This window comes from Amycolatopsis sp. NPDC028719 (genome assembly GCF_055565395.1).
In genome coordinates, this window is sequence record NZ_JBVHUL010000005.1 from 585,597 (window position 1) to 608,406 (window position 22,810).

Sequence of the window (22,810 nt, forward strand, 5' to 3'; positions counted from 1 at the left end):
TGATATTCTGGCCGACTGCCTTGAAGAAGGGGGTCTACCGGAATGACCAGCCAAGAAGCGCTGAGCGAGGACGAGATCGAGTCGGGCTGGGTCGGCGGTGAAGCGCCGAAGCTCAACTCCACGGTCACCCTCGTCGACTACGACCCGGAGTGGCCGAAGCTCTTCGAGCGGGAAGCCGAACGGATCCGGGGCGCGCTGGGGGAGCGAGTGCTCGTCCTCGAGCACGTCGGGTCGACGTCGGTGCCGGGCCTGTGCGCCAAGCCCTGCGTCGACATCCTCCTCGAAGTGCCGGACTCCGCCGACGAGGACGCGTACGTGCCGGCCCTGGAGGCCGCGGGCTACCGGCTCGTGATCCGCGAGCCGGACTGGGAGAAGCACCGCTGCTTCAAGGGCCCGGACACGAACGTCAACCTGCACGTGTACTCACCGGGCAACGGCCAGACGCCGCGCTACCGGCTCTTCCGCGACCGGCTGCGGTCGCACCCGGAGGAGCTGGCGCTCTACGCGGCGAAGAAGCGCGAGCTGGGTGCGCGGGAGTGGAAGTACATCCAGCAATACGCCGACGCCAAGACGGAGGTGGTCGAGGAAATCCTCGCCCGCGCGCGGGCGGAGCAGTACGACGGCTACAGCGAGGCCTACGCCCAGCACGCGGAGAAGTCCGTCACCAACGCCCTCTACGACCGGCCGGCGATCGTGGACCTGGCCGGCGACGTCGAAGGCCTGAGCGTGCTGGACGTCGGCTGCGCGGCGGGGCACCTCAGCGCGCTGCTGGCCGAGCGCGGCGCCGCGGTGCTGGGCATCGACTCGAGTGCGGGCATGGTCTCCGTGGCGCGCGAGAAGTTCGGCGACGTCGCCCGCTTCGAGCAGGCCGACGTCTCCCGCCCGCTCGAGCTGCCGGACGCCTCGATCGACGTCATCACGGCGTCGCTCGTCCTGCACTACCTGGCGGACTGGGGGCCGACGCTGGCGGAGTTCCGCCGGGTGCTGAAGCCGGGCGGGGCGCTGGTGTTCTCGGTGCACCACCCGGGCGAGGACTGGCACTGGTTCGACAAGGACGACTACTTCCAGCTCGAACTGCTCGAAGACGACTTCGGCCTCGACGGGAAACCGCACCCGGTCCGGTTCTACCGGCGCCCGCTGAGCTGGACGTTCGGCGCGGTCCGCGAAGCCGGCTTCACCGTCGACCGGCTGGTCGAGCCGATGCCGGTGCCGGAGGCGGCCGAGGCCGACCCGAAGTGGGCGGCGAACCTGCGGACCAAGCCCCGCTTCCTCTACTTCCGGGCCGTCAGTCCTTTTCAGCCAGATCCCGGATGAGGTCGACGATCTCCCGGCTGACCGGGCGGAACACCCGCAGCCGGGAGAGCGCGGCCAGCCGGGCGAGCAGCGGGACGCTGCGCTCCACCAGCATCCGGCTGCGCTTCTGCCCGGCCGAGCGGTCGTGGACCCAGAACAGCACCACGCCCATCTGGTAGAGCCAGAGCAGCTCGGGCAGCTGGTCGCGCAGCTCCGGGTCGAGCTTGACGTCGGAGCCCTCGACGACCTCACGCATGAGGCCGATCGAGGCTTCGCGGGCGGCCGAGGAGTCGTCGCTGAACGGGCTCAGCGGCGACTCCGGGTCGGCCGCGTTGACGAAGAACTGCGTCCCGAAGCGCTGGTAGGGCTCGGCGATGTCCAGCCAGCACAGCAGTACGGCCTTCAGCCGGGCGGCGAAGGCGGTCTCGCCGTCGATCCGGGCGCGGGCCGCGTCGAGGTGCTGTCTCGCGATCTCGTCGTAGAAGCCCTGGATCAGCTGTTCCTTCGACGAGAAGTAGTAGTAGGCGTTCCCGACGGAGACCCCCGCTCCGGCGGCGATCGCGCGCATCGTCGTGCGGTCGTAGCCGTTCTCGGTGAACAGCCGCATGGCGGTCGTGACGATCAGGGACCGCGTTTCCTCGCTCTTGGCCACGTGCGGCACGTTAGCGCCGGACCCGTCAGGGCGCGGGGAAGGGCGGGACCTGCGGCATGCCGTAGGGCAGGGGCGCCGGACGCGGTGCCTCCTTCGGGGCCAGGTGGTGGCGGCGGATGGCGTTGAAGACCAGCACGTTGGTCAGGTGCATCCCGCCGAGGATCAGCGCGACGGTGCCGACCTTCACCGAGAGCAGCTCGAACACCTCCCGCGCGGTGGGCACCTGGGCGTGGCTGGTCAGGAAGAGCGTCACGAAGCCGAGGCTGACCAGGTAGAAGCCGACGACCAGCAGCTGGTTCACGGCGTTGGCCAGGCCGGGGCTGTCGGCGAAGACCTCGGTGAGGAAGGTGCGGCCGTGGCGGCTCAGCGTCCGGGCCACGAGCACGGTCAAGGGAATGCTGATCAGCAGGTAGAGAGCGTAGGCGATGACTATCCGGTCCATGGTTCCTCCTCGTTTTGAACGTGTTCAAGAAGGACGGTAGCGCTGTTTTTGAACGTGTTCAAGAGAGGGGGGTCACGTCGGTCGTTCACCTGGTGCTCACCCGGACGGGCGGTTTCCGGCATAGGGTGACCGCCGACTGGGAGGTTTTCACCGTGAAACGCTTCGCCGCCGGCCTGTCCGTGGCCGCGCTCGTCGCCCTGTTCGTGCCCGCCACCGCTTCCGCGGGCCTCGGGCAGAACGTCCGCTTCGCCACCTTCAACGCTTCGCTGAACCGGGCCGCCGCCGGGCAGCTGGTGACCGATCTCTCGACGCCGGGCAACGCCCAGGCGCAGGAGGTCGCCGAGGTCGTCCAGCGCAACCGCGCCGACGTCCAGCTGATCAACGAGTTCGACTACGTGCCGGGCAACCGGGCCGCGGACCTGTTCCGGAAGAACTACCTGGCGGTGGGCCAGCACGGCGCGAAGCCGATCGACTACCCGTACGCCTACACCGCGCCGGTCAACACGGGCGTCCCGACGGGCTTCGACCTCGACCGCGACGGCACGACCGGCCTCGCCAACGACGCCCAGGGCTTCGGCACGTTCGAGGGCCAGTACGGGCTGCTCGTGCTGTCGAAGTACCCGATCGACCTGGCGCACGTGCGGACGTTCCAGCACTTCCGGTGGAAGGACATGCCCGGCGCGCTCCTCCCGGATGACCCGGCCACGCCGGCGCCGCACGACTGGTACAGCCCCGCGGAGCTGGACGTGCTGCGGCTGTCGTCGAAGTCGCACTGGGACCTGCCGCTGAAGATCGGCCGCTCGACGGTGCACTTCCTGGTCTCGCACCCGACACCGCCGAGCTTCGACGGCCCGGAGAACCGCAACGGCACCCGCAACAACGACGAGATCCGCTTCTGGGCCGACTACGTGACGCCGGGCAAGGGCGGTTACGTCTACGACGACCGCGGCCACCGTGGCGGCCTGGGTGCGTCGGAGCGGTTCGTGGTGGCGGGCGACAACAACTCGGACCCACTGGACGGCGACAGCGTGCCGGGCGCGATCGAGCAGCTGCTGGACGCGCGCCGGGTGATCGAGACGCACCCGGGCAGCCGCGGCGCGGTGCTGGCGGCCCAGGCCCAGGGCGGGGCGAACGCAGGCCAGAAGAGCGACCCGTTCTTCGACACGGGCGACTTCGACGACGTCGCGCCGGGCAACCTGCGGACGGACTACGTGCTGCCGTCGAAGGGTCTGCTGCCGTGGCACGCGGAGGTGTTCTGGCCGGTGCCGTCGGACGAGCTGGCCCGGCTGAACGACGCCTCCGACCACCACCTGGTCCGCGTGGACGTCTTCGTGCCACTACGGTGAAGTCATGCGGATCGCGATTCTCGACGACTACCAGGACGTCGCTCTGAGCTTCGGTGACTGGGACTCGCTCAAGGCCGACACGACGGTCTTCACCGAGCCCCTCACCGACGTCGTCGAGCAGCTCCAGGGCTTCGAAGTGATCGTCGCGATGCGCGAACGCACCCGCTTCCCGGCCGAGGTGCTCGACCGGCTGCCCGACCTGAAGCTGCTGGTCAGCACCGGTCCGCGCAACGCCGCCATCGACGTCCCCGCCGCGAAGCGCAACGGCGTCGTCGTCTCCAGGACCGGCTACCTCGGCGAGCCGACCGCCGAGCACACCTGGGCGCTGATCCTCGCCGCGTCGCGGAACCTGCCGCAGGAGTTCCGGAACATGCGCGAAGGTGGCTGGCAGACGACCGTCGGGACCATGCTGCACGGCAAGACGCTCGGCCTGCTCGGCCTCGGCCGGCTCGGGGCGGGCGCGGCGAAGATCGGGCAGGCCTTCGGCATGGAAACCATTGCCTGGAGCCAGAACCTGACGCCGGAGAAGGCGGACCCGCACGGCGTCGCGGCGGTGTCCAAAGAGGAGTTGTTCGCCCGCTCGGACGTGCTCTCGATCCACCTCGTGCTCAGCGCCCGCACCCGCGGCCTGGTCGGCGGGGCCGAGCTCGCCGCGATGAAGCCGTCCGCGTTGCTGGTGAACACCTCGCGCGGCCCGATCGTCGACGAGTCCGCGCTCGTGGACGCGTTGCGGCGCAAGGAGATCCGGGCGGCCGCGCTGGACGTCTACGACGTCGAGCCGTTCCCCGCCGACCATCCACTGAGGACGATGGACAACGCGGTCCTCACGCCGCACCTCGGGTTCGTCGCCCGCGAGACCTACGAGATCTTCTACGGCGACGCCGTCGAGGACATCGCGGCGTTCCAGGCCGGGAGCCCGATCCGGCTGATGGAGTAGAGCGTGCGGCCCGCCGGGGCCCGAGGTCCCCGCACCGGCCCGGCGGCGGGCCCGCACGAGAACCATGACACCACCCGGAAAGCACGCCCGGCAGGGTCCAAAGACCCTGCTGCGGGCGTCCGTTCGGCTGAACGCCGGGCCCGCGCTGGTCGTGAGTGAGAAACAGGGTTGGAACACTGTTTCTCCCTCACGAGAACGGGACCGCGTCCGGCGCGCACGTGGTGCCTTCGGCCGGCGCCGCCAGGTCCGTCAGGTACCGCGTCACGGCCGCCGAAGCGCACGCGCTCGGCGCGTCCAGCGAAGTGTGGCCGTACCCGTCGACGACCAGCACCCGGCCGTCGCCCAGCTCGGCCGCCGTCGCTTGCGCGTTGTGCAGCGGCGTCGCGGGGTCGAACCGGTTGTTCAGCACGAGAACCGGGTTCTTCCGCGCCCGGTTCCACGGCCCGGTGTACCGATCGGAGTCGTGCGCCGGCCAGCCCACGCACTGGGCCATCGAGTACACCGAGCCCAGCCCGAAATACGGCTGACGCGCACTTTCCCGGGCCGCCAGCGCCGCGTAGTCCGCCGGCGAGGACGGGTTGTCGCTGTCGACGCACTGGACCGCCAGGAACGCGGCGGAGTGCGTCGGCACGTACGGGTCGAGCACCGGCGCGGCGGGGCCGGAATCCGACGGCATCGCGGAAAGGGTCTGCGCGAGCCGTTTCCACCGCCCGGACTGGTACAGCGCGCTGTCGACGGTCTTCATCAGGGAGCCCACGCCCGTGGTGCGCGACGCCCGCGCGAAGACCCCGGCGAACTTCGCCTTCGGGTCACCGCCGGAGAACGCGCACTTCGGCCCGGCCGCGGCGCACACGGCGAAGAACTGGTCCAGCTCCTGCTGCTGCGCCCCGGCGACGTCGGCGCGGACGTCGACCGGCTGCTTCTCCTGCCCCGGCTTCCCGGTGGCGTTGGCGACCAGGTCGAGCGTGCCGTCGAGGGTCATCGCGCGGACCTTGTCCGGGAACAGGTTCGCGTAGGTGCCGCCGAGGTAGGTGCCGTAGGAGTAGCCGTAGAAGTTCAGTGCGGTGTCGCCGACGGCCTGGCGCAGCAGTTCGAGGTCGCGCGCCACGTTCGCCGTCGACAGGTGGCTCAGCAGCGCACCCGACCCGGCCGCGCACGCCTTCCCGGGCGCCGCGCTCGCCGCGAAGAACGCGTCCGGCTGCCGCAGCGGCGAGCCCGGCACGGGCGCGTGCTCGGCGCCGGGACAGCTGATCGGCGCGGACCCGCCGATCCCGCGCGGGTCGAAGCTCACCAGGTCGAAGCGGGCCCGCACCTCGGCGGGGTAGCGGTCGGCGAACCGCGTCAGCTCGCCGACGCCGTCCGTGCCCGGGCCGCCGAAGTTGAAGAACAGCGAGCCGAGCCGCCGGCCCGGGTCGCCCGCCGGCAGCCGGATCACCGAGAGCGTGAGCGCGGTGCCCTTCGGCTCGCGGTAGCTCAGCGGCACGGACGCGGCCGCGCACTGGAACTTCCCGTGGCACGACGTCCAGCGCAGCACCGGCACCGCGGCGCCGTTCGTGCCCATCGCGGGCGGGGCTTCCGGTGCGGCCTCGGATGGTGACGGGGGAACGGGCGCGGCCTGGGGCGTGCTGCAGGCGGCCAGCAGGAGCAGCAGAGCGGCGAGGAGCGGCTTCACGCGCTCAATTCCGCCAGGACGGCGTCGGTGTAGCGCGGCCAGACCTCGGCGGCCCACGGGCCGAACGCGCGGTCGGTCAGCGCGACGCAGGCCGCGCCCGCGTCCGGGTCGACCCAGAGGAACGTGCCGGACTGCCCGAAGTGCCCGAAGGTCCGCGGCGAGCTGGCCGAGCCGGTCCAGTGCGGGCTCTTGTGGTCGCGGATCTCGAAGCCGAGGCCCCAGTCGTTGGGCTTCTGGTGCCCGAACCCGGGCAGCACCCCGGACAGGCCCGGGAAGACGACGTTCGTCGCCTCGGCGACGGTGGCGGGGTCGAGCAGCTTGGGTGACTGCAGTTCGGCGGCGAACGCGACCAGGTCGTCCACAGTGGACACCGCGCCGGACGCGGGTGAGCCGTCGAGGCTGGTGTTCGCCATGCCCAGCGGGGCGAACAGCGCTTCGGCCTGGTACTGCGCGAACGGGATGCCCGAGTGCTCGGCCAGCGTGTCGGCCAGCTGCTCGAACCCGGCGTTGGAGTAGAGCCGCCGAGTGCCCGGCGCGGCCATGGCCTTGTGCGCGTCGAACGCGAGGCCGGAGGTGTGGGCGAGCAGGTGCCGCACGGTCGAGCCTTCGGGACCCGCCGGGGTGTCGAGCTCGACGACGCCCTCTTCGACCGCGATGAGCGCGGCGTAGGCGGTCAGCGGCTTGCTGACCGAGGCCAGCCGGAACTTCCGCGCGGTGTCGCCGTGGCGGCCCACGACGGTCCCGTCCGCGGACACCACGGCCGTCGCGGCGTTGTCCACCGGCCACTCGTCGATCAGGCGCACGCTGTCCATGCGCCCACCCTACGAAACGAAGGCCCCCGCACCGGTGTCGGGGACCGGTGCGGAGGCCTTCGCGGGGGTGTTCGTCAGGCGTCGAGGTCGGTGGCGACCAGCTGGGCGACCGCTTCCACGGCCTCCTCGGCGCCCTCGCCCTCGGCGCTGATGACGACCTCGTCGCCGTACCCGGCGGCGAGCGTCATCAGGTTGAGCACGCTGCCGGCGGCCACCGGGCTCCCGCCGGCCTTGGCGATCTGCACCGCGACGGGTTGCGCCGCGGCCGCCTTCGCCACCAGCGCGGCCGGCCTGGCGTGCAGGCCCACCTTGCTCGCCACGGCGACGCGTTTCTCCGGCATGTTCGTCCTCTCCCTATGGGGTTTCGTCGGTTGCGATGTTACTTCGCGGCGGTGGCCTCGAGGTCCGACTGGATCGAGTCGTCCTCGCGGCCCGGCGTGCGCAGGTTCCACTTGGTGATGGCGAACCGGAACACGACGTAGTAGATCACCGCGTAGACCAGGCCGATCGGGATCAGCAGCCACGGCTTCTGCGCGGCCGGGGCCCCGAGGTTCAGCAGGAAGTCGATCCCGCCCGCCGAGAAGTTGAAGCTCTGGTGGATGCCCAGCGCGTTGCAGATCGCCAGCGAGGTGCCGGTCATGATCGCGTGGAAGAGGTACAGCGGCCACGCGACGAACATGAACGAGAACTCGATCGGCTCGGTGACACCGGTGAGGAACGAGGTCAGCGCCGCGGAGATCATCACACCGCCGACGATCTTCTTCTGCGCCGGCCGCGCGGTCTGCCAGATGGCCAGGGCCGCGGCGGGCAGCGCGAACATGAAGATCGGGAAGAAGCCGGTGGTGAAGGCGCCCGCCGTCATCTTGCCCGCGACGAAGTTGTTGATGTCGCCGCCGTCGAAGATGAACCACACCGGCACGTTCAGCAACTGGTGCAGGCCGACCGGGATGAGCAGGCGGTTCAGCGCGCCGTAGATGCCGCCACCGACGATCGGGGACGAGGTGACCGCGTCACCGACGGACTCGATGCCGCTGTTGACCCAGTGGAACACGAGGCCGAAGAGCACGCCGAGGATCAGCATCACGAGGGCGGTGATGATCGGGACGAACCGGCGGCCGCCGAAGAACGCCAGGTAGGCGGGCAGCTTGATGCGGTGGTAGCGCTGCCACAGCAGAGCGGCGACGATACCGACGACGACACCGGCGAGTACCGAGTACGGCCAGTTGATCGGGGCGAGCTCGGTGGAACCGGCCTTGTACTTCGGCAGGTCCTTCAGTGGGGCGAACACCTGGATGACGCTGGTGAAGACGAAGAAGCCGACGACCGCGGCGACACCGGTCGAGCCGTCGCCCTTCTTGGCGAAGCCGACCGCGATACCGACCGCGAACAGCAGCGGCAGCCAGTTGAACAGCGTGCCACCGGCGGCCGCGAGGACCGAGGCGACCTTGTTCCAGCCCAGGCCGTCCTTGCCGAGCATGTCGTCCTGCCCGAACCGCAGCAGGATGCCCGCCGCAGGGAGCGTGGCGATGGGAAGCATGAGGCTACGGCCGAAGCGCTGAAGACCGGCGAGGCCTCCGCCGCTCTTCTTCGTCGCCCCCTCCGCGGTGGTGGAGCTCATCTGGATCCTCCATAGTGGGGTGGTTGACCGGGCTCCGGGGTGTTCCGGTCCAACTGCATGGTCACCTGGTAGTGATCTCCCCGGTACCAGGACGTGATGTCTTCGATCGGGTCGCCGTTGGCGCTGGAGACCCGCCGGAACACGAGCAGGGGACTGCCGGCACGCATGCCGAGCAGCCGGGCCGTCTCGCGGTCCGCTCCTTCGGCCCAGACCGTCTGCCACGCCTGGTCGGGACGCACGTCGTACGTCTCGGCCAGCTGCGCGTAGATGGACTGGGTCAGGTCGAGCTCGAGCAGGCCGGGAGCCCGGCCCGCGTGGTACCAGCCGCGTTCGACGGCCAGAGGCACGCCGTCGGCGTGGCGCAACCGCACGAGGTGGTGTGCGGGGGCGCCCTCGGTCAGGCCGAGAGCGTGCGCCGAAGCGGTCGGCGGGACCTCGGTGGCCGCCGAGACCACCTCAGTCGTCGGGGTCAGCCCGCGCCGGCGCATGTCGTCGGTGAACGACATCAGGTAGAGCTGCAGCTCCATCCGCCGGGCCGCGGTGAACGTGCCCTTGCCGCGGACCCGGGCGAGCAGGCCTTCCTCGACCAGCTTGCCGATCGCCGATCTGACCGTGAGCCGCGACACGCCGTAGCGCTGGGCGAGCTCACGTTCCGACGGGATCGGTGCACCCGGCGGGAGTTCCCGTTCCACCGTGCGGCGGAGGATCTCCCGCAGCTGGGCGTGCTTGGGCGTGGGCCCGTTGACGACCCGGTCGGGTGGCGGGACGTGCGCTGCCGCGCTCATCGGCGTCACCCTCCTCGTTCTCGCGTCACCGGGGGACCGGTGCTCGCGTCCGGCCCGGAACATTGGTACGTTCCGGTCTAGACCAATGATCTGATGGGGCAGGATGCTCCGCCGTGCGGACGGGTGTCAACCACCGTTATCCGTTCGTGGCCCGCGGCGGGGTGCATGCCGACGAACGGCGTAGTACAGGTGGACACGCGGTTCGCGTCAGGTTGGGAACAAACAGTGATCAAGGAGACCGCGATGGCGGATGACAGGCCCGAAAAGATCCTCGCCGCACTCGGCGGCACGGAGAACCTCACCGAGATCGAGGGCTGCATCACGCGGCTGCGCTGCGAGGTCGAGGACATGAGCCTCGTCGACGAGGCGGCGCTGAAGAAGGCCGGCGCGATGGGCGTGGTCAAGATGGGGTCGTCGGCCCTGCAGGTGATCGTCGGGCCGGAGGCGGACACCATCGCCAGCGACATCGAGGACCTGCTGTGAGCCTGGAGATCCTCAGCCCGGTCGCCGGGCGCGTGGTGCCGATCACCGAGGTCCCGGACCCGGTGTTCGCCCAGGCCATGGTGGGTCCGGGCATCGCCGTCCAGCCCGCCGGCGGGCGGTCGGACGCGGTCGCGCCGGTCGACGGCACCGTCGCGACGCTGCACCCGCACGCCTACGTCGTCGCGACCGAGGACGGCAAGGCCGTGCTGGTCCACCTCGGGATCGACACGGTCAAGGAGAAGGGCGAAGGCTTCACGCTGCACGTCGTCAAGGGCGAGCAGGTGCGGGCCGGCCAGCCGATCGTCGGCTGGGACCCGGAGGCGGTCACCGCGGCGGGTTACTCGGCCATCGTCCCGGTCGTCGCGCTGGACGCTTCGGCGGACGTTCTGTCCGGTTTGGACGCCGAGCGGGACGTCACCGCCGGCGAGAAGCTCTTCGGCTGGGACGCCTGAGTCGCTTTTGGCTCGCGTTGGGCCCTTGCGGACGGTGACCGTCCACAAGGGCCCTTCGGCGTACGCCGGCCCGTCAGCCGGTGACGACCTTCCCGTTCTCGACCTTGACCGCCACCGACGGCAGCGGCTTGTTCGCCGGGCCCTGCTTGACCTCCCCGGTGAGCGCGTTGAAGACCGAGCCGTGGCAGGGGCAGACGAGGTCGGCGCCCTTCGGGGTGACCGTGCAGCCCTGGTGCGTGCAGATCGCGCTGAACGCGGCGCAGGCCGATTCGGACGTCCGGGCCACGATGACGTCGGAGCCGTCCGGGGCCTTGGCGGCCTTCGCCTGCCCGACCGGGACGTCGGCGAGCGCGACCAGCGGGGTGCCGGCGGCGATCGGCGCCTGCGCGGTGCCCGGCTTGGCGTCGTCCGAAGAACTGCACGCGGAGAGCGCGACGGCGCCGACGGCGGCACCGGCGACGGCGGCACCCGTGGTGAGGACGGTGCGGCGGGAGTGGGTTTCGGCAGTCATGCCCCACTAAACGAGATCGACACCGCATCGGTTCAATCCGCGGTGAACCGGATCGGCCCTCGTTCCGTGTATGTACCCGAGTGGGTGTGGAGTGGAGGACAGATCATGGTGAATTGGGTTCTGCGCATCGTCGTGGCGGCCGCGTTGCTGGGTTCGGCGGGTGTGCACTACTTCCTGTGGACCGAGGACTACCCGGGCATCGTCGGGCCGTTGTTCCTGCTCGACGCGATCGGCGGCCTGGTCCTCGCGATCGCGGTGCTGGCCTGGCGGCACTGGCTGCCCGCGCTGGGCGCGGTCGGGTTCGGTGTGCTGACGCTCGGCGCGTACGTGCTCGCCGCGACCGTCGGGTTCGCCGGGAACCACGACCAGTTCAACAGCCAGCCCGAGTACTGGGGCGTGATCACCGAGGCGGTCTGCATCGTCGGCGGCCTGGCCCTGCTGTTCGTGAAGGACCGGCGTCGAGTCACGGCCTGAGTTCGTGGGAGAGGTCGCCGAAGACGCGCTGATGCGCGCGCTGCACGAGGAACACGCGGGCGCGCTGTGGTCGTACGCGCTCCACCTGACCTCGGGCGACCGGATCCGGGCCGAGGACGTCGTCCAGGAGACGCTGCTGCGCGCCTGGCGGTCGACGGCGGTGCTGGACCAGTCGCAGGGCTCGGCGCGGGCGTGGCTCTTCACGGTCGCCCGGCGCATCGCGATCGACGGCTGGCGCTCGGCGTCGGCCCGGTCGGAGGTGGTGACCGACCGGCCACCGGAGCGGGCGGTCGGCGACGGGACCGACCGCGCGGTGCAGGGCTGGCTGGTCGCCGAGGCGCTCGCGGAGCTGTCCGAACGGCACCGCGAGGTGCTCGTGCTGTGCTACTTCCAGGGCTATTCGGTGGCGGACGCGGCCTCGCGGCTGGGCGTGGCCGAAGGGACGGTCAAGTCGCGCACGCACTACGCGTTGCGCGCGCTGCGCCTGGTGCTCGAGGAGAGGGGGGTGACCCAGTGAGCGAGGACCCGTTCGCGACGTTCGACGCGGCGTACGTCCTCGGGGCGCTGTCCCCCGAGGACCGGCAGCGCTTCGAGCAGCACCTGCGCACGTGCGACCGGTGCGCGGCCTCGGTGCGGGACATGGCGGGGCTGCCCGGGCTGCTGGCCCGGGTGGACGCTCCGGCTGTGCTGCCGGACGCGGGCCCGCCCCCGCCGGACCTGCTGCCGACGGTGCTGCGCCGCGTCCGGCGCGGCCGCCGGATCCGGCTCGCGGTGACGTCGGTGTCCGCCGCGGTGGCGGTCTCGGCGTGCGTGGCGCTGGCGGTGGTGGCGTCGTGGCCGGCGTCTTCCCCGCCCCCTTCGATCGCGATGACGGCTTTGGGCCAGTTCCCGGTCCGCGCGGACGCCCGCCTGGACGCGTTCGAGTGGGGCACGCAGGTCGACATGTCGTGCAGCTACACGGGCGGCCGCAGCGGCGGCGACTACATCCTGGTGGCGATCGCGCGGTCGGGAACGGAAACCCAGCTGGCGACGTGGAAGGCGGTCCCGGACAACACGGCCCGCATCGTGATCGGCACGGCTTTGAAGCGGACCGACCTGGCGGCTTTGGAGGTGCGCGGGGGAAGCGGGCGGGCGCTGCTGCGGTTGACCTTGTGACTCGGTGACTTCGTGAAGGGGTGGTGGCTCGTCCGGGACGCAGGGGGTCCCGGACGAGCCACCTGGTCTCCCCGAACCGACGTGTCGACTCTCCAAGTACGCGAGCCGACCTTCTGGGTATGCGACCCGACTGCCCAGGTACGCGAGCCGAGCCTCCGGGGAGTCGTGTCGACTCTTCAATCACGCGTGTCGACTTTCTGATCACGCGTGTCGGCGTTGCCATCACGTGAGCCGGCCCCTGAATGCGCGGCCGGTGCTTGAGTCTTCTCGACCTGAGCGGGCTGCCCGCGTCCCGCGTGTCGCCCACAGGAGTGAAACCCGGCCCGGAACGTAGCGAACGGACCGTTCGCGACGCCCGGCATTTGCCCAGCTCAGTCCACCCGCCGCACGCTGGGCCCATGCCCCCGACGATCTTGGTCCTCATCACCGCGGTGGCCGCCGGAGCCGTCACCGCGCCACTCTCGGCGTGGGCCCTCGGCCGGGCCGGCGCCCCGATCCCGGTCCGGCGCGCCGCCGTACTGGCGGCTGCCGGTGTCGCGGTCGTCACCGCACCCGGGCCGGCCGGCGGCCGGCCCGGGTGGTGGCTGCCCGTGCCGCTCCTGCTCACCGTCGTCGCCGTCCCGCTCGCCCTCGCCGACCTGCGCCACCTGCGGCTCCCGGATGTCCTCACCCTGCCCGCCTACCCGCTCTTCGGCGCCGCGATCGGGGCGGCCGCGCTCGGCGGCGGTGGCCCCTCACTCGCGCTGCGCGCGGTGGCCGGTGCCCTGCTGTTCGGCGGCGCGCACGCCCTGGTCGCCCGCGCGGCCCCGGGCAGCCTCGGCGCGGGAGACGTGAAGCTGTCCGGCAGCCTGGGCGCCGTCCTGGGCGCGGCGGGATGGCCCGCCCTCGCTCTCGCGGCAGTGCTGGCCGCCCTGTTCAGTCTCGCCGTCGCGATCGCGCCCGGCACCCGTCGGCGGCGGCCGAACGATCGAGGGCACCTGCCGTCCACCCCGCATCCGATTCGTCCCTTCGGCGGCCACCGCGTGCCCCACGGCCCGGCGCTGCTCGCCGCCACCTGGCTGTGCGCACTCTTCCCCGGTGCGCCATGACCGGAACACTCTTCGGGCCCGCCCGGCCCCCGTGACAGGATTGAGCCCATGTTGCGCTGGATCACCGCAGGTGAATCGCACGGACCCGCGCTGGCCGCCGTGCTCGAAGGCATGCCCGCCGGCGTCGGTGTCACCACCGCCGACGTCACCGAGCAGCTCGCCCGGCGCCGCCTCGGCTTCGGGCGCAGCCCGCGGATGGGCTTCGAGACCGACCACATCGACTTCCTCGGCGGCGTCCGCCACGGCCTCACCCAGGGCGGCCCGGTCGCGATCCAGATCGAGAACGCCGAGTGGCCCAAGTGGGAGCAGGTCATGGCGGCCGACCCGGTCGACCCGCAGATCCTCGAAGGCCTCGCGCGCAACGAACCGCTCACCCGGCCCCGCCCGGGCCACGCCGACCTGCCCGGCATGCAGAAGTACGGCTTCGACGAGGCGCGCCCCGTCCTCGAACGGGCCAGCGCGCGGGAAACGGCGTCGCGGACCGCGCTCGGCACCGTCGCGCGGAACTTCCTGAAGCAGCTGCTCGGCGTCGAGATCCTCAGCCACGTCGTGTCGATCGGCGGGGCCGACGCGCCCGAAGGACCGCTGCCCGTCGCCGCCGACCTGGCCGCCATCGACGAGAGCCCGGTGCGCGCCTTCAGCCAGGAAGGCACCGACGCGATGGTCGCCGAGGTCGACGCCGTGCGGAAGGCGGGCGACACCGTCGGCGGCGTCATCGAGGTCCTCGCCTACGGCCTCCCGCCGGGCCTCGGCTCCCACGTCCACTGGGACCGCCGGCTCGACGCCCGGCTCGCCGGCGCGCTGATGGGCGTCCAGGCCATGAAGGGCGTCGAGGTCGGCGACGGCTTCACCACCGCCCGCCGCTGGGGCAGCCAGGCGCACGACGAGATCGACCGCGGCACCGGCCCGGTCGGCGTCACCCGCCGGTCCAACCGCGCGGGCGGTCTCGAAGGCGGCATCACCAACGGTGAGCCGCTGCGGGTGCGCGTGGCCATGAAACCGATTTCGACCGTCCCCAAAGCACTGTCCACAGTGGATGTCAAGACCGGTGAGCCCGCCGTCGCCATCCACCAGCGGTCCGACGTCTGCGCCGTGCCGCGCGCCGGGGTCGTGCTCGAATCGGTCGTGGCGCTCGTCCTCGCCGACGCCGCGCTCGAGAAGTTCGGCGGCGACTCCCTCGTCGAGAGCAAGCGCAACGCCGAGGCGTACCTGAAGGCCCTCGAGGAGCGCTGGTGAGTCCTCGCGCGGTGATCGTCGGCCCGCCCGGCTCGGGCAAGAGCACGGTCGGCCCGCTGCTGGCGGCCGCGCTCGGCGTCGGGTTCCGCGACAGCGACGACGACATCGTCGCGCGCACCGGGCGCAGCATCGCCGACATCTTCGCGGAAGACGGCGAACCCGCTTTCCGCGCGCTGGAAGAAGAAGCGGTCGCCACCGGCCTGGCGGAGCACGACGGCGTGCTCTCCCTCGGCGGCGGCGCCCCGCTCACCCCGGGCACCCGGGCGCGGCTGGCCGAGCACACCGTCGTGTTCCTCAACGTCGGCCTCGCCGCCGGCGTGCAGCGCACCGGCCTGTCGTCGGCGCGGCCGCTGCTGGCCGGGGTGAACCCCCGCGCCACGTTCAAGAAGCTGCTCGACGAGCGGGTGCCCGTCTACCGCGAGGTCGCCACCGTCGAGGTCGTCACCGACGACCGGACACCCGCCGAAATCGTCGCGGGCCTGGCGGCCGAGCTCGCCGTCCCCGCCGAAGCCAAGGAGTGAGTCACCCCGTGTCCGATCCGGTGCGCATCCCCGTCGCCACCGCCCGTCCCTACGACGTCGTGGTCGGCCGCGGCCTGCTCGGCGACCTCACCGCGCAGCTGGCCGACGCCTCGAAGATCGCGCTGATCCACCCGCCCACGCTCACCACCACGGCCGAGGCCATCCGCGAAGAGCTGATCGCGGCCGGGCTCGACGCGCACCGCGTCGAAATCCCCGACGCCGAGGACGGCAAGGCGCTCACCGTCGCGAGCTTCTGCTGGGAGGTGCTCGGCCGGATCGGGCTGGACCGGCGCGGGGTCGTCGTCGGCCTGGGCGGCGGCGCCGTCACCGACCTCGCCGGGTTCGTCGCGGGCACGTGGATGCGCGGGGTGCGGCTGGTCAACGTCCCGACGACGCTGCTCGGCATGGTCGACGCCGCGGTCGGCGGCAAGACCGGCATCAACACCGAGGCGGGCAAGAACCTCGTCGGGGTGTTCCACGAGCCGAGCGCGGTGTTCGTCGACCTCGCGACGCTGGAGACGCTGCCGCCGAACGAGCTCGTCGCCGGCATGGCCGAGGTCGTGAAGACCGGCTTCATCGCCGACCCGCGGATCCTCGAGCTGATCGAAGCCGACCCGGCCGGCGCGCTCGACGCGAGCGGCGACGTGCTGGCCGAGCTGGTCCGCCGGTCGATCCAGGTGAAGGCCGACGTCGTGGCCGCCGACCTGCGCGAGTCCGACCTGCGCGAGATCCTCAACTACGGCCACACCCTCGGCCACGCCATCGAACGCCGTGAGCGGTACCGGTGGCGCCACGGCGCCGCGGTGAGCGTCGGGCTGGTGTTCGCCGCCGAGCTGGCGCGGCTGGCCGGGCGGCTCGACGACGCCACCGCCGAGCGTCACGCCGCCGTGCTGAAGCTGCTCGGCCTGCCGACGACGTACGACGCCGACGCGCTGCCCCAGCTGCTGGAAACCATGAAGGGCGACAAGAAGACCCGTTCGGGAGTGCTGCGGTTCGTCGTCCTGGACGGGCTGGCCAAGCCGGGCCGGCTGGAAGGGCCGGACCCGTCGCTCCTCGCGGCGGCGTACTCGGCGATCGCGGCGGACGCACCACAGCGTTCATCGAAAAGCGGCGGCGGGAGCGTGCTGCTGTGAAGGCGTTCGTGTTCAACGGCCCCAACCTCGGGCGGCTCGGCAAGCGTGAGCCGTCGGTGTACGGCTCGACCACCCACGACGACCTCGCGGCGCTGTGCGTGAAGACGGGCGCGGAGCTGGGGATCGAGGTCGAGGTCCGGCAGACCGACCACGAAGGCGAAATGGTCGGCTGGCTGCACGAAGCCGCCGACGGCGGGAACCCGGTGGTGCTCAACGCGGGAGCGTGGACCCACTACTCGATCGCGGTGCGCGACGCCGCGGCGCAGCTGTCCGCGCCGCTGATCGAGCTGCACATCTCGAACGTGCACAAGCGGGAGGCGTTCCGGCACCACAGCGTGCTGTCGGACATCGCGACCGCGGTGATCGCCGGTCTCGGCGTCGACGGCTACCCGCTCGCCCTGCGGTGGCTCGCCGCGCACCCGGGATGACGCTGCCGACGCTGACCGCGGCGCGGCTGAAGCTGCGTCAGCTGGTCGAGACCGACCACGATGCCGTCCTGAAGGTGTTCTCCGACCCGGAGATGAGCCGGTTCTTCGCCGCGGACTTCTCCGACCCGGCCGCCGCGAGCGCGATGGTCGACCGCCGGCTGTCCTACCGCGGCCCGGCCGGCCAGGGCCACTGGGTGATCGAACGCGACGGCGAGGTGATCGGCGTCGCGCACCTGCGGCCGTCGTCGGAACTGCCGGGCGGGGTGGCGGAGCTGGGCTACTACGTCGCGAGCGCGCATGCCCGGCAGGGGCTGGCGACCGAAGCCGCCCAAGCGGTGCTCGACCACGGCCTCCACGCGCTCGGGCTGCCGGCGGTCTGGGCGCTGGTGCACGAGAACAACGCGGCGAGCCGGAAGGTGGCTGCCCGCCTGGGTTTCCTCGACGTCGGCAGCGGCATCCACTACGGCGACCTGCACCGGGTTCTGGTCGCGTTGGCGCCGGTGCACGGTCGGCCGCACCACCTCGAGCTGTGGGTGCCGGACCTGGCGGAAGCCGAGCGGAGCTGGGGCTGGCTGCTGGGCGAGCTGGGGTGGCGGGAGTTCCAGCGCTGGCCGGCGGGCATCAGCTGGCGGCTCGGCGGGACGTACGTCGTGGTGGAGGAGTCCCCGGCGACGAGCGCCCCGTCGCACGAGCGCACGCGGCCGGGCCTGAACCACCTGGCGCTGCACGTGGGGACGCGCGCCCAGGTCGACGACCTGGCCGAGCGGGCGGCGGAACACGGCTGGCGCCCGCTGTTCGCGGACCGGTACCCGTACGCGGGCGGGGACGCGCACTACGCGGCTTACCTGGAGAACGACGGGGGTTTCGAGGTCGAGCTGGTCGCGCTCGAAGGACCACCGCCGGTGTCTTGAACGAGTCATTCAGGACCTCGTACGCCCTGAATGACTCATTCAAGACGTTTGCCGGGGCACCACGCCGGTCGAGTGGCGCCGCGACAGCCAAGCGGGCGACATCGCCGGGGCCTGTCGCCCGGCACCGGGTCTGACCGGCCCACACTCCGAAACCTGTTGTCCGCCCGCGATCTTGTGCACGATCGAAGGACCGTCGACCAGGTGTGCCGCCACTCGGACGGGTCGGGTCTCGCTACACTCCGGTGTTGTGCGCCCGTTTCGTCGTGGGGGTCGGCGACCCGCTCGTGCCCTGCTCGCCAGTGTCCTGGCCGGGCTGCTCGTCGCGGGGTGCACCGAGGGTTACGCCCAGCCCCAGGCCGCGGGGGACAATCCCGCCATCGCCGGCGGGAAAACCGGCGCCCCGCCACGGCCGGTCGACGTCAAACTCGTTTCGGGTGACCCCCGGGAGAGTGGTGGTGTGATCGCCGCCGGCGGGGCGGACGCCGTCTACAACTACGGGCCCTCCGTCATGCTCGACCGCGGGCAGACCCGGATGTGGTGGTGCAGCCAGTACGGCGGCGCCGGCCCCGCCGGCGACGACATCCTCTACGCCCAGGCCCAGTCGATCGACGGGCCGTTCGCCGGGCCCGGCGGCGGGATCCCGGCCGCCGTCTTCTCCGGCGCGCCCGGGCAGTTCGACGGCATGCACACCTGCGACCCGTCGGTGCTGCGCGTCGGCTCGACCTACTACCTCTACTACACCGGGGCGGCGGGCGACCACGCGCTCGGCAACGCCGTCGGCCTCGCCACCAGCCCGGACGGCGTGCACTGGACCCGCGCGGCGGGCGGCAAGCCGATCCTCGGGCCGTCGCACGACGTGCACCGCGCCAACGTCTACGGTGCCGGCCAGCCCTCGGCCGTCTACCTCGACGGCTGGTTCTACCTGATGTTCACCGACACCACCGGCCGCGCCGCGGCGTGGAACGGCGCCGGGCAGTTCGTGCTCCGGTCGCACGATCCCGCGTTCGGGTCCGGGGTGCAGGCCCTCGACGTCGGCGGGTTCGTGCCGGTGGCCACGACCTCCGCGCCGCGCGGCCGGTCGGTGGTCGAGGGGTTCAGCGCCGACCTGATGTGGGTGGGGGCGCTCGACGCGTTCGTCATCGCGCACGAGACCGACACCGGGACGACGCTGACGTTCTGGACCGCGGACTTCACCGAGAACCCGTACCGGCCGGTCGTCGTCCCGGGCCCGTGGAAGGAAGGGCCGGGGCTGGTGCGCCGCGCGGACGGGCACGCGCCGCTGTCGACGGCCGCCCCGTGCGACCGGGTGCCGTTCGACGTCGTGCGCGCCACCACGATCGGCGCCGCCGCCGCGCCGACCGCCCTGCGGCACTTCGGGCTCGACCTGCTCGGCAGCCAGGCCTGCGCGAACCCGGGCCGGGTGGCCGCGACGTTCGACGGCGTGACGATGCCGTCGCCGGACCGCACGATGGACCTGGTCCGGGCCGGGCAGCGGGTGCGGGTCGACCGGCGCGCGGTCGCCGCGGCCCTGGCCGGCGAGCTGCTGGAGAAGGAGCCGCCCGAGGTGGCGGCGCTGCCGGTGGCGACCCGGCTGCGTTCGGGCGCGGAAGCGGTCCGGGCGCCGGGCCGCGGGCTCGCGCTGGTCCTCGACGACCGCCGCCTGTGGGGAGTACCGGACGCCGCGATCGTGGCCGGCAACGGCTCGTCGGCACGCCCGGTGACGGACGCCCAGTGGGACGGCTTCCCGCAGGCCACTTCGCTGGTCGGCTGAGCCGAAAGCGGCGGCAGGCGAGCCGGGCAGTGGAGGCGCCTGCCGCGGGGCACTTCGCCGGTCGGGTGCAACCACGCGCGGTGCTCGCCGACCGGCGGAATCGAGCTGCGACAGGCCGGTCGAACCGGCAAGCAGCGAACTAGGCCCGAGGTTCCTTGCTGTGGGACCGGATCCGCGGGGACGGTCGCGGCGACTCGCCCTCCGCCCGGACCCGGCGGCGCGGCCGCGGCGAAGGCGGAGGCGGAGGCGAAGACGACGGCACCTCGCGCGCCTCTTCGGAGGCGTCGTCGTCCTCTGAATCCGCCGGCTTGGAGCGGCCGATCCGGCCGCCCGCGAACAGCCCGAGCCCCGCGGGAACCAGCACCAGCAGCGCCGAGAACGCGGCGCCGCCCGTCAGCGCGCCGCCCAGCTCCGACACGCCCGTCTGGTCGACGAAGACCGCCCGCCCGATCACGTACAGGATCCCCGACACCACCCCCGCCACCAGCGCCGCGATGAACCACGCGCGGCCGCGGTCCGCCAGTTCCCGCCACGCGTCCAGTGCGCTCCACAGCGCCGCCGCGCCGACCAGGACCGCCAGGGCCAGCGACGTCGCGAGGGTCTGGTCCGTCGGGTGGTACACGGCGTACTTCGCCAGCAGGGTCAGCGCGACGCCGTGGAGCACCGCCATCCCGAGTCCGCGGATCACCCAAGCGCTCATCCTGCGCAGTGTAGGCGAGGTTACCGGCGAGTTGCCCAGCACGCGCCCACTAGGCTGGGACCCGTGCCTGAGACCCATGGACGACGCCGGACGGCGCTGCGCGGGCTGCTGACCGAAGCCGGCCTCGACGCGCTGCTGGTCACCGATCTGCTCAACATCCGCTACCTCACCGGGTTCACCGGCTCGAACGCCGCCGTGCTGCTGCACGCCGAGGGCGACGCCAAGACGCTCTTCTGCACCGACGGCCGCTACACGACCCAGTCGGCCGCCGAAGTGCCCGACCTCGAGAAGGTCGTCGACCGGGCCAGCGCCGCCGCCCTCGTCGGGAAAGCCGCGAAGGAAACCAAAACCTACGGGCGGGTCGGTTTCGAGAGCCAGCACGTCAGCGTCGAGGAGTACGAGTCCCTCAAGAAGGAAGTGGCTCTCGAACGGACCCCGGGACTGGTCGAGCGGCTGCGCGAGGTCAAGGACGAGGCCGAGATCGAGGCGCTGCGCCAGGCGTGCGCCGCCGCCGACCGGGCGCTCGACGACCTTGTCGCCGCCGGTGGCCTTCGGCCCGGCCGGACCGAGTTGGACATCGCCCGCGACCTGGAGAACCGGATGCTGGAGCACGGCTCGGCCGAGCCCAGCTTCGCCTCGATCATCGCCGCCGGCGCGCACTCGGCCATCCCGCACCACCAGCCGACTCACGCACAGCTGAAGCGCGGCGACTTCGTCAAGATGGACTTCGGTGCGACCGTCGACGGCTACCACTCCGACATGACCCGCACCTTCGTCCTCGGCGAGCCCGCGGACTGGCAGCGGGAGGTCTACGAACTCGTGCACGCCGCCCAGGCGGCCGGGGTCGGCGCCGTCGTGCCCGGCGCCGAGGTGTCCGATGTGGACGCCGCGGCGCGCAAGGTGATCGCGGACGCGGGGCACGGCGAGCACTTCGCGCACGGTCTCGGCCACGGCGTCGGCCTGCAGATCCACGAGGCGCCCAGCTTCGCCGCGACGGGCGTCGGTACACTGTCCGCCGGTATGGCGGTCACCGTCGAGCCCGGCGTCTACCTCGCGGGGCGCGGTGGCGTGCGCATCGAGGACACGCTCGTCGTGCGGGCTGGGGAGCCCGAACTCCTCACCCTGAGCACCAAGAACCTCGTGGTCGTCTGACAGCGGCCCCGACCCGAAGATTCGACACAGGAGACTGCAAGCTCGTGGCCACGACCAACGACCTGAAGAACGGGCTCGTCCTCAACCTCGAGGGCCAGCTGTGGACCGTCACCGCGTTCCAGCACGTCAAACCGGGCAAGGGCGGCGCCTTCGTGCGCACGACGCTCAAGCACGTGCTCACCGGCAAGGTGGTCGACAAGACGTTCAACGCGGGCACGAAGGTCGAGACGGCCACGGTGGACCGCCGGAACATGACCTACCTGTACAAGGACGGCGCCGACTTCGTCTTCATGGACGGCGACACCTACGACCAGATCACGGTCCCGGCCGAGGTCGTCGGCGACAACGCCAACTACATGCTCGAGAACACCGAGGTCCAGGTCGCGGTGCACGAGAACGAGCCGCTCTACGTCGAGCTCCCGACGTCGGTCGAGATCGTCATCCAGCACACCGACCCGGGCCTGCAGGGCGACCGCTCGACCGGCGGCACCAAGCCGGCGACGCTCGAGACGGGCGCGGAGATCCAGGTTCCGCTGTTCCTGTCCACCGGCGAGAAGATCAAGGTCGACACGCGTGACGGCCGTTACCTGGGCCGCGTCTCCAGCTGATGCCGACTTCGAAACCCCACCCGAACCGCGGCGGCGCGATCAGCCGCAGGCAGGCGCGCCGCCGTGCGGTGGAAATGCTGTACGAGGCCTCGCAGCGGGACGCCGACGCGGTGACGCTGCTGGCCGACCGCGTCGGAGCGACCGAGGTCGACCCGATCGGGGACTACACGATCGACCTGGTCGAGGGTGTCACCGCCCGCCGGGCGGCGATCGACGAGCTGCTGGCCGAGCACGCGCAGGGCTGGACCCTGGAGCGGATGCCGAAGGTCGACCTCGCGGTGCTGCGGGTCGGGGTCTACGAGCTGCTCTGGGCCGAGGAGGTGCCGGACCCCGTCGCGATCGACGAGGCCGTCGGCCTGGCGAAGGAACTGTCCACGGACGATTCGCCGCGGTTCGTCAACGGCGTGCTGGGCCGGATCGGCACGATCGCCGACCGCCTCCGCGCCGTTCTGTAAGGCCCGATCCGCCTGGCCCCCCCCGGTCAGGCGGCCCGGTCAAGGTGACCACGACCGGGGGTCCGGGGGCTTGCCCCCGGGCGGGGTGTGGGGGGTGTGGCCCCCAAAAAAAAAAGACAAAAAAGGCCCAATCTCTCCTTCCCCCCGAGGGGGCCGCCCCCAACGAACACCTCCC

27 protein-coding genes are annotated in these 22,810 nt (G+C 71.9%); 18 read left to right on the forward strand and 9 right to left on the reverse strand.

All coding sequences use genetic code 11. The features are described 5' to 3' along the window. Positions 1-42: 42 nt before the first annotated feature. Entirely contained in the window at positions 43-1,314 is a 1,272-nt protein-coding gene (locus ACZ4TR_RS26020; protein WP_465289405.1) for a GrpB family protein, read from the forward strand. On the opposite strand, the gene ACZ4TR_RS26025 is transcribed toward ACZ4TR_RS26020, so the two are convergent. Both ACZ4TR_RS26025 and ACZ4TR_RS26030 read right to left on the reverse strand, forming a co-directional pair. Next, on the reverse strand, positions 1,286-1,945 hold the full coding sequence (locus ACZ4TR_RS26025; protein WP_465289406.1) for a TetR/AcrR family transcriptional regulator: 660 nt from the start codon (positions 1,943-1,945) through the stop codon (positions 1,286-1,288). The two genes, ACZ4TR_RS26020 and ACZ4TR_RS26025, sit on opposite strands and share 29 nt — an antisense overlap. 25 nt (positions 1,946-1,970) lie before the next feature. Continuing rightward, positions 1,971-2,387, reverse strand: coding sequence for a hypothetical protein (locus ACZ4TR_RS26030; RefSeq protein ID WP_465289407.1), 417 nt, complete (start codon positions 2,385-2,387; stop codon positions 1,971-1,973). Between the two features lie 152 nt (positions 2,388-2,539). On the opposite strand from ACZ4TR_RS26030, the gene ACZ4TR_RS26035 reads away from it, so the two are divergent. Together ACZ4TR_RS26035 and ACZ4TR_RS26040 are read left to right on the forward strand one after the other, a co-directional pair. Then, positions 2,540-3,733, forward strand: coding sequence for an endonuclease/exonuclease/phosphatase family protein (locus tag ACZ4TR_RS26035; RefSeq protein ID WP_465289408.1), 1,194 nt, complete (start codon positions 2,540-2,542; stop codon positions 3,731-3,733). 4 nt (positions 3,734-3,737) lie between these two features. After that, positions 3,738-4,670, forward strand: a complete 933-nt coding sequence (locus tag ACZ4TR_RS26040) for a D-2-hydroxyacid dehydrogenase family protein (protein WP_465289409.1) — start codon at positions 3,738-3,740, stop codon at positions 4,668-4,670. 187 nt (positions 4,671-4,857) lie between these two features. Here ACZ4TR_RS26040 and ACZ4TR_RS26045 read toward each other — a convergent pair whose 3' ends face one another. The 5 genes from ACZ4TR_RS26045 to ACZ4TR_RS26065 all read right to left on the reverse strand — a co-directional run bounded on the left by ACZ4TR_RS26045 (position 4,858) and on the right by ACZ4TR_RS26065 (position 9,557). Further along, complete coding sequence (locus ACZ4TR_RS26045; RefSeq protein WP_465289410.1) at positions 4,858-6,342, reverse strand: alpha/beta hydrolase; 1,485 nt, start codon at positions 6,340-6,342, stop codon at positions 4,858-4,860. Further along, the gene (locus ACZ4TR_RS26050) at positions 6,339-7,154 is read right to left on the reverse strand and encodes a serine hydrolase domain-containing protein (RefSeq protein ID WP_465289411.1); all 816 of its coding nucleotides are present in this window, start codon (positions 7,152-7,154) and stop codon (positions 6,339-6,341) included. The genes ACZ4TR_RS26045 and ACZ4TR_RS26050 overlap by 4 nt, the downstream gene beginning before the upstream one ends. Positions 7,155-7,228: 74 nt before the next feature. Beyond that, positions 7,229-7,495, reverse strand: a complete 267-nt coding sequence (locus tag ACZ4TR_RS26055; RefSeq protein WP_013224593.1) for an HPr family phosphocarrier protein — start codon at positions 7,493-7,495, stop codon at positions 7,229-7,231. Between the two features lie 38 nt (positions 7,496-7,533). After that, on the reverse strand, positions 7,534-8,772 hold the full coding sequence (locus ACZ4TR_RS26060; RefSeq protein WP_465289412.1) for a PTS transporter subunit EIIC: 1,239 nt from the start codon (positions 8,770-8,772) through the stop codon (positions 7,534-7,536). Further along, entirely contained in the window at positions 8,769-9,557 is a 789-nt protein-coding gene (locus ACZ4TR_RS26065) for a GntR family transcriptional regulator (RefSeq protein WP_364529260.1), read from the reverse strand. The genes ACZ4TR_RS26060 and ACZ4TR_RS26065 overlap by 4 nt, the downstream gene beginning before the upstream one ends. Positions 9,558-9,800: 243 nt before the next feature. Here ACZ4TR_RS26065 and ACZ4TR_RS26070 point away from each other — a divergent pair, with 243 nt between their 5' ends. Both ACZ4TR_RS26070 and ACZ4TR_RS26075 read left to right on the forward strand, forming a co-directional pair. After that, positions 9,801-10,040 (forward strand): PTS sugar transporter subunit IIB, encoded by a 240-nt coding sequence (locus ACZ4TR_RS26070; RefSeq protein WP_167379806.1) that lies wholly within the window; start codon positions 9,801-9,803, stop codon positions 10,038-10,040. Next, positions 10,037-10,492: a PTS sugar transporter subunit IIA gene (locus ACZ4TR_RS26075; protein ID WP_465289413.1), complete on the forward strand. Its 456-nt coding sequence runs from the start codon at positions 10,037-10,039 to the stop codon at positions 10,490-10,492. Before ACZ4TR_RS26070 ends, ACZ4TR_RS26075 begins: the two co-directional genes overlap by 4 nt. Before the next feature lie 73 nt (positions 10,493-10,565). Here ACZ4TR_RS26075 and ACZ4TR_RS26080 read toward each other — a convergent pair whose 3' ends face one another. After that, positions 10,566-11,003 carry a QcrA and Rieske domain-containing protein gene (locus ACZ4TR_RS26080; RefSeq protein ID WP_364529265.1) on the reverse strand — a complete coding sequence of 146 codons (438 nt, stop codon included), beginning with the start codon at positions 11,001-11,003 and terminating at the stop codon, positions 10,566-10,568. 105 nt (positions 11,004-11,108) lie between these two features. Between ACZ4TR_RS26080 and ACZ4TR_RS26085 the strand changes: the two genes are divergently transcribed. The 10 genes from ACZ4TR_RS26085 to ACZ4TR_RS26130 all read left to right on the forward strand — a co-directional run bounded on the left by ACZ4TR_RS26085 (position 11,109) and on the right by ACZ4TR_RS26130 (position 19,720). Then, positions 11,109-11,477 (forward strand): hypothetical protein, encoded by a 369-nt coding sequence (locus tag ACZ4TR_RS26085; RefSeq protein ID WP_364529268.1) that lies wholly within the window; start codon positions 11,109-11,111, stop codon positions 11,475-11,477. A 4-nt stretch (positions 11,478-11,481) separates the two neighbouring features. Continuing rightward, positions 11,482-11,994, forward strand: a complete 513-nt coding sequence (locus ACZ4TR_RS26090; RefSeq protein ID WP_364529271.1) for a sigma-70 family RNA polymerase sigma factor — start codon at positions 11,482-11,484, stop codon at positions 11,992-11,994. After that, a complete protein-coding gene (locus tag ACZ4TR_RS26095; protein ID WP_465289414.1) occupies positions 11,991-12,632 on the forward strand; it encodes an anti-sigma factor family protein in 642 nt (213 codons plus the stop codon). The genes ACZ4TR_RS26090 and ACZ4TR_RS26095 overlap by 4 nt, the downstream gene beginning before the upstream one ends. A gap of 398 nt (positions 12,633-13,030) precedes the next feature. Further along, complete coding sequence (locus ACZ4TR_RS26100; RefSeq protein ID WP_465289415.1) at positions 13,031-13,720, forward strand: prepilin peptidase; 690 nt, start codon at positions 13,031-13,033, stop codon at positions 13,718-13,720. Between the two features lie 48 nt (positions 13,721-13,768). Continuing rightward, positions 13,769-14,956, forward strand: coding sequence for a chorismate synthase (gene aroC / locus ACZ4TR_RS26105; protein ID WP_285483105.1), 1,188 nt, complete (start codon positions 13,769-13,771; stop codon positions 14,954-14,956). Continuing rightward, a complete protein-coding gene (locus ACZ4TR_RS26110) occupies positions 14,953-15,477 on the forward strand; it encodes a shikimate kinase (RefSeq protein ID WP_465289416.1) in 525 nt (174 codons plus the stop codon). Before aroC ends, ACZ4TR_RS26110 begins: the two co-directional genes overlap by 4 nt. Positions 15,478-15,485: 8 nt before the next feature. Further along, positions 15,486-16,610: a 3-dehydroquinate synthase gene (aroB, locus tag ACZ4TR_RS26115; RefSeq protein ID WP_465289417.1), complete on the forward strand. Its 1,125-nt coding sequence runs from the start codon at positions 15,486-15,488 to the stop codon at positions 16,608-16,610. Then, positions 16,607-17,038, forward strand: coding sequence for a type II 3-dehydroquinate dehydratase (gene aroQ, locus ACZ4TR_RS26120; protein ID WP_285994321.1), 432 nt, complete (start codon positions 16,607-16,609; stop codon positions 17,036-17,038). The genes aroB and aroQ overlap by 4 nt, the downstream gene beginning before the upstream one ends. Beyond that, on the forward strand, positions 17,035-17,949 hold the full coding sequence (locus ACZ4TR_RS26125; protein WP_465289418.1) for a GNAT family N-acetyltransferase: 915 nt from the start codon (positions 17,035-17,037) through the stop codon (positions 17,947-17,949). The genes aroQ and ACZ4TR_RS26125 overlap by 4 nt, the downstream gene beginning before the upstream one ends. A gap of 289 nt (positions 17,950-18,238) precedes the next feature. Next, the gene (locus ACZ4TR_RS26130) at positions 18,239-19,720 is read left to right on the forward strand and encodes a glycoside hydrolase family protein (protein WP_465289772.1); all 1,482 of its coding nucleotides are present in this window, start codon (positions 18,239-18,241) and stop codon (positions 19,718-19,720) included. 139 nt (positions 19,721-19,859) lie between these two features. On the opposite strand, the gene ACZ4TR_RS26135 is transcribed toward ACZ4TR_RS26130, so the two are convergent. Then, the gene (locus ACZ4TR_RS26135; protein WP_465289774.1) at positions 19,860-20,390 is read right to left on the reverse strand and encodes a B-4DMT family transporter; all 531 of its coding nucleotides are present in this window, start codon (positions 20,388-20,390) and stop codon (positions 19,860-19,862) included. Positions 20,391-20,483: 93 nt separating this feature from the next. Here ACZ4TR_RS26135 and ACZ4TR_RS26140 point away from each other — a divergent pair, with 93 nt between their 5' ends. From ACZ4TR_RS26140 to nusB, 3 genes are read left to right on the forward strand one after another with little or no spacing between them, the layout of a single operon-like run. Then, positions 20,484-21,572, forward strand: coding sequence for a M24 family metallopeptidase (locus tag ACZ4TR_RS26140; protein WP_465289419.1), 1,089 nt, complete (start codon positions 20,484-20,486; stop codon positions 21,570-21,572). A 44-nt stretch (positions 21,573-21,616) separates the two neighbouring features. Beyond that, complete coding sequence (gene efp, locus ACZ4TR_RS26145) at positions 21,617-22,180, forward strand: elongation factor P (protein WP_086856368.1); 564 nt, start codon at positions 21,617-21,619, stop codon at positions 22,178-22,180. Next, positions 22,180-22,635 (forward strand): transcription antitermination factor NusB, encoded by a 456-nt coding sequence (nusB, locus tag ACZ4TR_RS26150; protein WP_465289420.1) that lies wholly within the window; start codon positions 22,180-22,182, stop codon positions 22,633-22,635. Before efp ends, nusB begins: the two co-directional genes overlap by 1 nt. Positions 22,636-22,810: the final 175 nt, after the last annotated feature.

What these genes read in the sequence shown, in the direction of transcription:
- ACZ4TR_RS26020 (WP_465289405.1), top strand. Translation starts at nt 43, where the DNA reads ATGACCAGCCAAGAAGCGCTGAGCGAGGACGAGATCGAGTCGGGCTGG.
- ACZ4TR_RS26030 (WP_465289407.1), bottom strand. Translation starts at nt 2,387, where the DNA reads ATGGACCGGATAGTCATCGCCTACGCTCTCTACCTGCTGATCAGCATT.
- ACZ4TR_RS26040 (WP_465289409.1), top strand. Translation starts at nt 3,738, where the DNA reads ATGCGGATCGCGATTCTCGACGACTACCAGGACGTCGCTCTGAGCTTC.
- ACZ4TR_RS26050 (WP_465289411.1), bottom strand. Translation starts at nt 7,154, where the DNA reads ATGGACAGCGTGCGCCTGATCGACGAGTGGCCGGTGGACAACGCCGCG.
- ACZ4TR_RS26055 (WP_013224593.1), bottom strand. Translation starts at nt 7,495, where the DNA reads ATGCCGGAGAAACGCGTCGCCGTGGCGAGCAAGGTGGGCCTGCACGCC.
- ACZ4TR_RS26060 (WP_465289412.1), bottom strand. Translation starts at nt 8,772, where the DNA reads ATGAGCTCCACCACCGCGGAGGGGGCGACGAAGAAGAGCGGCGGAGGC.
- ACZ4TR_RS26065 (WP_364529260.1), bottom strand. Translation starts at nt 9,557, where the DNA reads ATGAGCGCGGCAGCGCACGTCCCGCCACCCGACCGGGTCGTCAACGGG.
- ACZ4TR_RS26070 (WP_167379806.1), top strand. Translation starts at nt 9,801, where the DNA reads ATGGCGGATGACAGGCCCGAAAAGATCCTCGCCGCACTCGGCGGCACG.
- ACZ4TR_RS26080 (WP_364529265.1), bottom strand. Translation starts at nt 11,003, where the DNA reads ATGACTGCCGAAACCCACTCCCGCCGCACCGTCCTCACCACGGGTGCC.
- ACZ4TR_RS26085 (WP_364529268.1), top strand. Translation starts at nt 11,109, where the DNA reads ATGGTGAATTGGGTTCTGCGCATCGTCGTGGCGGCCGCGTTGCTGGGT.
- ACZ4TR_RS26100 (WP_465289415.1), top strand. Translation starts at nt 13,031, where the DNA reads ATGCCCCCGACGATCTTGGTCCTCATCACCGCGGTGGCCGCCGGAGCC.
- aroC (WP_285483105.1), top strand. Translation starts at nt 13,769, where the DNA reads ATGTTGCGCTGGATCACCGCAGGTGAATCGCACGGACCCGCGCTGGCC.
- ACZ4TR_RS26125 (WP_465289418.1), top strand. Translation starts at nt 17,035, where the DNA reads ATGACGCTGCCGACGCTGACCGCGGCGCGGCTGAAGCTGCGTCAGCTG.
- ACZ4TR_RS26135 (WP_465289774.1), bottom strand. Translation starts at nt 20,390, where the DNA reads ATGGCGGTGCTCCACGGCGTCGCGCTGACCCTGCTGGCGAAGTACGCC.
- nusB (WP_465289420.1), top strand. Translation starts at nt 22,180, where the DNA reads ATGCCGACTTCGAAACCCCACCCGAACCGCGGCGGCGCGATCAGCCGC.